Origin of the sequence: Burkholderia sp. Ax-1720 (genome assembly GCF_011753035.1) — a bacterium.
GTDB lineage: Bacteria > Pseudomonadota > Gammaproteobacteria > Burkholderiales > Burkholderiaceae > Burkholderia > Burkholderia gladioli.
Genome location: NZ_VWWK01000090.1, coordinates 20,058 through 28,061, shown reverse-complemented (window position 1 = coordinate 28,061; position 8,004 = coordinate 20,058). Strand labels below are relative to the sequence as shown.

Here is an 8,004-nt window from a genome sequence, read left to right as displayed (position 1 = left end):
GGTGGCGGCGGCCGCCGAAGCGCCCGAGGCCGGATGCGCGCTCGCCGCCGCGACGGCCGCGGCCGTCGGCGACAAGGGCACCGGTTCGGCGCCGCTCGCGTCGCGCGTGAGCGATTGCGCCGGGCCGCTCTGCTTGGCCACCACGTCGTTGAGGTTCAGGCGCCCCTGCGCGTCGAGCAACACGCGGCCGTAGAAGCCGGAGAAGGTCACGCGCGAAGCGTCGACATCGGTGCCGCGCTCGCTGTCGTAGTTCGCCTTCAGGTTCGACAGCGCCAGCGAACGCCAGCCCGCGAACGGGTCCGAACTGGCCTTGTCGAGCATCCTTACGTCCACCACGGCGAGATCGCCGCGATACGAGGCCTTGGTCGCCGCCTTCGCCTGCGACACCGCCAGGTTGCCCTTCGCGTTGAGCAGCGCGCTGGCGATGGTGGCATTGAGCGCGCCGCCGAAATACGGCTCGAAGGCGGCCGCGTCGAGCCGGTTGCCGTCGATGCGCAGCTTCGCGTCGAGCGGCGTGGCCGTCACCTCGCCCGCCACCGCGAAGCTGCCCTTGCGGTTCAGCGTGGTGCGCAGCGAGACCGGCAGCGGCTTGGACAGATCGTCGGTGAGCGGGCCGACCTTCACGTCGAGCGGCGCGAACGCCAGCTTCACGGGGCGCGGCGTGGACAGGTCGGTGAAGCTGGCCTTGGCGCCGGCCAGGCTCAGCTCGCCGATCCGGTAATGCCAGGGCGCGGCCGCGGCGGTCTTGCCGTTGGCCGGCTTTGTGGCCAGCTTCGCGGCCGGCTTTGCAGCCGATTCGGCGGCGGTTTTCTCCGCCGGCTCGCGACGCGCGCCGCGCGCGGATGCCGCCGGCTCGGCCAGCGCGGCCAGGTCGATCTCGCCGTTCTTCAGGCGCGCCGCGTCGACGTCCAGGCCGTTGACGGCCACGCTCGCCACCTCGGCCGTGCGCGCGCCGAGATCGATGCGCGAGAGCTTCACGTCGGCCCTCGACAAGGCCAGCACCGGCGCCTTCGCGTAAGGCGCGCCGATCTTCAGCGCATCGAGCGTCAGGCTGCTGGGGCCGACATTGGCCGCCAGCTCCGGCTTCGACCAATCCGCGAAGGCGTCGATCGAGGCGCCGAGCCTGCCGTCGAGCAGCTTCGCCGAGCTCGCCCCGGCCAGGTACGGCGCGATCGCCGGCAGCGCGAAGCCGTCGATACCCAGATGGCCGCCCACCTGCTGCTGGGCCAGGCTGACGGCGCCGGCCGCGTTCAGCGCGCCGCCCTGGGCGAGTTGGGTCGAGATCCAGAACTTGGCCGGCTGCCGGCCTTGCAGGGTGAAGCCGGACAGCGTGGTCTTCAGCTTGGCGAGCGTGAGGTCGGCGGCCGGGACCACCGAGGCGTCGCTGATGTGGATGGTGCCGTCGTCGATCGCGAGGCGGGCGATCGTCAGGTCGAGCGGCTGCAGCTTGGCGTCCTCGGCGGCCGGCTTGGCCTGGGCCTGCGTGCTTGCGCTCGCGCCGCTCGCCGCCCCTGCCGGTGCCGACGCGGCTGCCGTGACGGCCGCCGGCGACGAGGCCGCGGCGGGCGCCGCCTTCGCGCCGCCCTGGGCCGCCGCCAGCTTCTGCACGTTCAGCACGCCGGCCGCATCGCGCGTGAGCGTGAGCACCGGCGCGTCGACGCGGATCTCGTCGAAATGCAGCACCTGCCGCAGCGGTTCGAGCGAGCCCGCCGCCACATGCACGGCACGCGCCGCGAACAGCGGATGGTTCGCCGCGTCGCTGAGATTCGCGTCGGCCAGGTCGACCGTGCCCGACACGCGCAGCGCGGGCGTCTCGCCGTCGATCGAGAAGCGCAGCACCAGGTCGCTCGACAGCCTGCCGGAACTCATCTGGACCGGCAGCCTGGCCGGCGCGTAGGACAGCAGCTTGGGCACATCGAGCCCGTCGAACTTCAGGTTGATCTCCGATTCGCGCGTCTGCGAGAAGGGCTTGGTCTTGCCGGTGATCGCGATCGGGCTGCCGTCGAGGCGCAGCTTCAGAGTCGGCTGCACGAAGATGTCGGTCTTCGAGGGCAGGGTGGCGACGAAGGGCACGCCGAGCGCCCATTGATCGACCACGTGCCGGGCGCCGAGCAGGCGATCGTCGAAGTCGATCCGGCCGTCGGTGACCTGGATGTTCGACACCGAGAAGCGCGTCGGCCCCGAGGAGGACGGCTGCGAGGGCTTCGAGAACTTCTCGATCAGGTCGGTGAAATTGAAGCGCTGCGCGTCGTAGCGGACGATGTGGAAGCGCGGCGCGTCGATGCGCACCTCGTCGACGATCGGCGCGCCGCGCAGCAGCGAGCTCCAGGCCGGCCGCACGGTCAGCTTGCCGATGTCGACGAAGGGGCCTTGCCCGCCGCGCTCGCCGATATGAACGCCGTCGGCCTCGAGCCGCAGCGTGTAGGGGTTCAGCGCGATCCGCGCGATCGTGGCGGGGCGGTCGAGCTGGCGGCTCAACTGCTGCTCGGCGATATGGCGGATCAGCGGCGGCGCCGCGAAGAAACCGAGCAGGCCGAACACGACCAGGAAAATGAGGATGCCGAGCGCGACGCGCCTGGTGCGGCGCGATCGGGCCACGTCGCCGAGCCGCTTGCCGACGGACGGACGGGAGTTCTCAGGTTGATTTTTCTGGATGCTGGCCATGCTGAGGTGCCGTTGAGAGGACGACGAACGTCGTCTGCAAAATCGGGACGGAAAGCCCGGCTTTCCGAAGTATAGGCGCTCGGCGGGCATGGGCGATGTCGCCTCGTGGGCGATCGCCAGCCGCGACGACGCATCTCGCGATGGTGCTGCCGGGCGGCCTGCCCGTCGCACCTTCAAAGCGGGTCGATGCTCGCCAGTCGTGGATTATACGGAAAGCGCCTGCTCACTTTTCATGACAGGGCGGGACATCGTCCGATTCGTGCCTGCACATAGGCAATACCCTTTTGCCAGCTGTATTTGGCGACGCCGGGAGCGGCAATGCACGCCTTGCCCTTACGTCCCTCTGCGTATTTCAGCCTCGAGCCCCGGCGAAGCGATGTCGCTGATGTCGCGAAAGGCTCGTGATAGCTGGTCAAGGAGCTTTTTGTCGGCGCCATGCTCTTCGAAGCACGTCATCCATTCGCGTAGGTTTGCGATGAACGATGTCAAGTCTGCAATCCCGGTCACAATCTTTATTGTGTTTGTGATTACAGACATTGCCGAAAGAAATATGGAGGGAGAAATTGGGGTCGATTGTCTCGAATCCCTCTGTCCAGCAAGGCTTGGGAGAACCAAACCCTCCGACACACCCCGCCCCAAACGAAAACGGCGCCCGAAGGCGCCGTCTGATTGCTTTCGATAGCAACCGCTCACTTATGCATTAGCCGCCCATTTACTGGCGCACCAGCGGCGGCGGCTGCCAGGAGCCGTCGGTCGCCTCGGGCTTGGGCGCATAGAGACGCAGCGCCAACTGGAAATCGGCGCGCGGCGCGGGCAGCCAGTTGGCCGCGCGAGCGCGGCCCGGCGAGCTGGCCGATACGACGATGTCGACCGAGCCGTCGCGATTGCGCTGCAACCGGTCGAAGCTGCCGATCGCGCGCCGGCCACGGCCCGGATCGGGCAGCGCGCCGTCCGCCGTATAAGGCGTGAGCGACCAGAACGCACGCACCGGCGGCAGTTCGCGCGCCGCGAAATGCAGCACGTAGCGACGCCCGCCGTTCAGCGCCTCGCCATCGCCGTCGGCGGCCACGATCGCCACCGTGTCGTCGTCGCGCGTGCCGGCGCCGAAATGCGTCGCCGCCGCGTAGGCGCGCAGCGTGTAGTCCTGCCCGTAGCGGCCGGCATCGCCGCCGAGCCAGCGCCAGCCGTCCGCCGCGAACAGGTTCGACGGCGGCGTGGTCAGCCGTGCACGCGCATCCTCCACCCCGCGCGCGGCGGCGGCGAGCCGCTCGCCGCTCCAGTCGGGATCGACGCCGGCCTTCACGCCGATCTCGTCGAGCACCTGGTCGACGTGCGGATCGGGCTGCGGCGGCGGATTGTCGGGCAAGGCGCCGGCGAAGCGCGAGAAGAAGGCCTTGGCATCGAGCGCGGCGACGCGGGCAGCGGCGCTTGCCGAGGTGGCCGCGCCGTTGTCCGCGTTCGCGTCGGCCGCGGCAGCCCCCGCCGCGGCCGCGCCGCGCGCCGGACGCGCGCTCCAGGCCGACAAGGGCACCAGCCGAACCGCGCGCTGCCAGCGCCGCGCCTCGGCCAGCTCGCGCCCGCCGCCGCCGCTGCGCACGCGCACACCGAGCCAGGCGTGGCGCGCCGGCAGGTCGACGCGCTTGACGCCAGCCGGCAGCGTGCCCTGGAAGCCCGGCCCGACCAGCGCAATCGTTTGCGCCCGGCTGCTTCCATTACGCGGATTGGCCTCGGCGCCCGTCGACCAGACCACGTTGGTCCACATGTCGAGCACGCGCGCGTCGAGGTAACGGCCGCGCGTATCGGGCAGGGAAAGGATCAGCGGTTCGGTGCCGACATCGAGCCAGCCGCTCGCGTCGAGCGTGTCGATGCCCGGCAGCGGCGGATTGACGGCGCCGGCGGGCGGCAACGAAGCGTCGATGCGCAGCGTATTGGCGCTCGCCTGGCCGGGACCGGCAGCGCCAGGATCGGTGGCGGCCTGGCGCGCCACCTCCATCATCACCAGCGGGTAGGCATACAGGTAGGAGTCGGCGACCTCGCTGCGCATCCAGCCCGTCTTGCGGGCGACGACATCGGGCGGCTGCTGCGGCGACGCGCAGCCGGCCAGCAGGACGAACACGGCGGCCGTCGCGCCGAAGGTCAGCCGGGCGACGGGAAGTTGGCGAAAGATTGTCATTGGTGTTGGCGCGCGGCGCAGCCTGGCTGCGCATGTTGAGCGGCAGCCGGACGCGCGGGTCTTCCTCGTAGCGTGTGACGGGCTGCATTCGATTCCTCGAACGGCGTGCATCGTACCGCGCGCGTCGGAACAAAAACAGTGGGCATGCACAGCTCTCGATGCCGGAAACCACATTGAATCTCCGCGCGCAGCAATACGGCAAAATATTGCGCCATTGTTGAGTTATTCACATGCGTGAGATTCGCCACGATGGGACCGGATCCAGCGCCCCGCCTCGATCCGGAACCTTTTCCACAGGACACCTCGCCGGGCAAGCGGCGCCACGCCAAGCAAGCCCCGGCCGAAATCGCGCACAATGATCGCTCGCCCTTCCCGATATCCCGTTCTCCCTTCATGACCCTACTCGACCCCGCCAGCATCGATAGCTGGCACGCTCACGTCTACTTCGACGCCGACAGCCGTGACGCCGCCTGGGCGCTGCGCCAGGTGATCGACGAGCAGCTCGGCGCTCGCGTGCAGCTCGGCCGTTTCCACGAACGCCCGGTCGGCCCGCATCCGATGTGGTCGTACCAGCTCGCCTTCGACGGTAGCCAGCTCACGCCCGTGCTCGGCTGGCTCGCGCTCAACCACGGCGCACTCGACGTGTTCGTCCATCCGAACACCGGCGATGCGCTGCGCGACCATCGCGATTGCGCGGTCTGGATCGGCCGCTCGCATCAACTGCGTCTCGAGGCGCTGTTCGGCTAGCCGGCAGCCAGCCGGCCCTGCCTCCTGCCGCTCGTGGTTCGGGGGATCGCATCGCTCGATGCATCTCCCGAATGCTTCAACGTGGAGTTTCGAATTACCGGCAATTGATCACCGAAGAGATTCAATCCGAATTTCCTGAAATCGGCAATCGATCCGCATTATTGCTTCCGCGAAATGAACGACATATTTAATTAAGCATTTCGCCAAGCCTCGCCCCGCCTCTTTCGCTGAATTCCCCCGTGAAATCATCGATTTTTGTCGCTCGCTGACATAAATCCGTCGAATTCCATCAGCCCCTCGGCTTTTTGATTTTTCATGCTGCGTTGGCGAGATCGCGTTGCCATTTTCGTTTCATCTTTCGCGGTTATCGTGCTGGGCGCCGTCGACTGGCCGGGCGGCGCCATCGTGCCTGTCACCCCATAAACAAACGAGGCATCCAATGACATCGAACAAACGCCGCGATTTTCTGAAACTGGGAACCCACACGCTGGCCGCCGCCGGCATGGCGTCGGTCCTGCCCCCCGCGATCCGCAACGCGCTCGCCCAGACCACGCCGCCGGGCAAGCTCGCCGACATCGAGCACGTGATCATCTTCATGCAGGAGAACCGCTCGTTCGACCATTACTTCGGCATGCTGCCGGGCGTGCGCGGCCTCTCCGATCCGCATCCGGCGCCGCTGCCGAGCGGCCAGACGATCTGGTACCAGCCGAACAACGGCACGGGCAGCTACGCCGCGCGCAATCCCTCCGGCAAGCTGGTGGCCAACGTGATGCCCTATCCGCTCAATCCCGGCACCGGCAGCCCCGTCAATTACCAGGGCGTCAATCTCAATCACGACTGGAAGGGCTCGCAAAGCACCTGGGCCAACTGGAACGCCTGGATCCAGAAGAAGGGCTACTGGAGCATGGGCTACCTGAAGCCCGCCGACCTGCCCTTCTACTACGCGCTCGCCAATGCCTTCACGGTCTGCGACGCCTATCACTGCTCGCTGTTCGGCCCGACCAACCCGAACCGCCGCTACCTGTGGACCGGCACCTCGGGCGCCGGCACGATCACCAATTCGTCCTGGACGCACTACATCGTCGAGAACGACGACCTGTGGGAGAGCAACGTCACCTCGGATCCGGCCAACGACAGGGGCCAGCAGAACGGCTGGGACTGGAAGACCTATGCCGACGTGCTCGAGGACAACCAGGTGAACTGGAAGGTGTACCAGGGCTACGGCAATTACGGCGACAACGCGCTGGCCTACTTCAACCCGTTCCGGCGCGGCGGCGATGCCGACAAGATCGCGCGGGCGCGCAGCTACGGCGGCAAGTCCGGCGACAACGACGCGCAATCGGCCAACGGCCTGATCGCCGCGCTGCAGGCCGACCTGGCGGCCAAGGACGCGAACGGCAAGAGCAGCTTCCCGGCCGTCTCGTGGATCGTCGCGCCCTATACCTATTGCGAGCACCCGACCGCGCTCTCGAGCGACGGCGAATCCTTCGCCGAGCGCGTGATCAACACGGTGATCGGCAGCAAGGACGTGTGGAGCAAGTGCGCGATCTTCATCACCTATGACGAGAACGACGGCTACTTCGACCACGTGCCGCCGCCGATCCCGCCGCTCGACGGCTACGGCAAGCACAACCTGCAGACCGCCGCCGGCGCGCCGATCGATCTCGGCGACGAAACCTACCAGTCGACCCCGATCGGGCTCGGGCCGCGCGTGCCGATGATGGTGGTGTCGCCATGGAGCAAGGGCGGGCGCGTGTCCTCGCGGCTCTCGGACCACACCTCGGTGATCCGCTTCCTCGAGACCTGGCTCACCGCGCGCGGTTATCCCGCCGGCAAGGTGCAATGCCCGAACATCTCGGCCTGGCGCCGCGCCGTGTGCGGCGATCTCACCGAGACGCTGAACCTGGCGGCGCCCGTCAACACGCCGAGCGACTCGGACGTGCTGCACTGGTCGATCACCGAGCCGAGCAACGGGCCGAACTCGAGCTACGCGCCTTATCCGTATTCGGACGGCGATACCTTCTCGCCGGGCGTGCCCGCCAAGTCGCGCGGCGCCTGCCCGCTGCCTTACCAGGCCGTGGTCACGGCCCGCAAGTCCGGCACCTCGATCGCGCTGAGCTTCGACAATACGAAATCCAGCGCCGCCGCCACCTTCATCGTCTATGTGAACGCCCTGAGTTCGGCGCAGAAGGTGTTTCATTACTCCGTGGCGGCCGGCACCACGCTCGGCGATTCGCTGGTGCTGAGCGCGAGCGACAGCCAGTGCCAGGTGTTCGGGCCCCCGTCGCCGGGTGGTTATTTCTGGAAGTTCTGACGGTACCCGGGGCAGCCCGGTGATAAGTCGCGGCCCGCTTCGGCCGGCCGTTTCGCTGTGGGCGGCCGTCGCACGGTTTTCGGGGCGGGATCGCTTGCACGCCGAA

5 protein-coding genes are annotated in these 8,004 nt (G+C 68.0%); 2 read left to right on the top strand and 3 right to left on the bottom strand.

All coding sequences use genetic code 11. The features are described from left to right. On the bottom strand, nucleotides 1-2,664 hold a 2,664-nt coding region (locus F3J18_RS22980), incomplete at its 3' end, for a DUF748 domain-containing protein (protein ID WP_166914410.1). Nucleotides 2,665-3,376: 712 nt separating this feature from the next. Further along, complete coding sequence (locus F3J18_RS22975; protein ID WP_166914408.1) at nucleotides 3,377-4,837, bottom strand: DUF1214 domain-containing protein; 1,461 nt, start codon at nucleotides 4,835-4,837, stop codon at nucleotides 3,377-3,379. A 393-nt stretch (nucleotides 4,838-5,230) separates the two neighbouring features. Here F3J18_RS22975 and F3J18_RS22970 point away from each other — a divergent pair, with 393 nt between their 5' ends. After that, the gene (locus tag F3J18_RS22970; RefSeq protein ID WP_025099378.1) at nucleotides 5,231-5,584 is read left to right on the top strand and encodes a DOPA 4,5-dioxygenase family protein; all 354 of its coding nucleotides are present in this window, start codon (nucleotides 5,231-5,233) and stop codon (nucleotides 5,582-5,584) included. 245 nt (nucleotides 5,585-5,829) lie between these two features. Here the strand turns inward: F3J18_RS22970 and F3J18_RS22965 are convergent, their stop codons facing one another. Beyond that, complete coding sequence (locus F3J18_RS22965) at nucleotides 5,830-6,030, bottom strand: hypothetical protein (RefSeq protein WP_166914406.1); 201 nt, start codon at nucleotides 6,028-6,030, stop codon at nucleotides 5,830-5,832. Here F3J18_RS22965 and F3J18_RS22960 point away from each other — a divergent pair. Beyond that, complete coding sequence (locus F3J18_RS22960) at nucleotides 6,024-7,898, top strand: alkaline phosphatase family protein (protein WP_166914404.1); 1,875 nt, start codon at nucleotides 6,024-6,026, stop codon at nucleotides 7,896-7,898. The two genes, F3J18_RS22965 and F3J18_RS22960, sit on opposite strands and share 7 nt — an antisense overlap. Nucleotides 7,899-8,004 lie beyond the last annotated feature (106 nt).

What these genes read in the sequence shown, in the direction of transcription:
- F3J18_RS22960 (WP_166914404.1), top strand. Translation starts at nt 6,024, where the DNA reads ATGACATCGAACAAACGCCGCGATTTTCTGAAACTGGGAACCCACACG.
- F3J18_RS22965 (WP_166914406.1), bottom strand. Translation starts at nt 6,030, where the DNA reads ATGTCATTGGATGCCTCGTTTGTTTATGGGGTGACAGGCACGATGGCG.
- F3J18_RS22970 (WP_025099378.1), top strand. Translation starts at nt 5,231, where the DNA reads ATGACCCTACTCGACCCCGCCAGCATCGATAGCTGGCACGCTCACGTC.
- F3J18_RS22975 (WP_166914408.1), bottom strand. Translation starts at nt 4,837, where the DNA reads ATGACAATCTTTCGCCAACTTCCCGTCGCCCGGCTGACCTTCGGCGCG.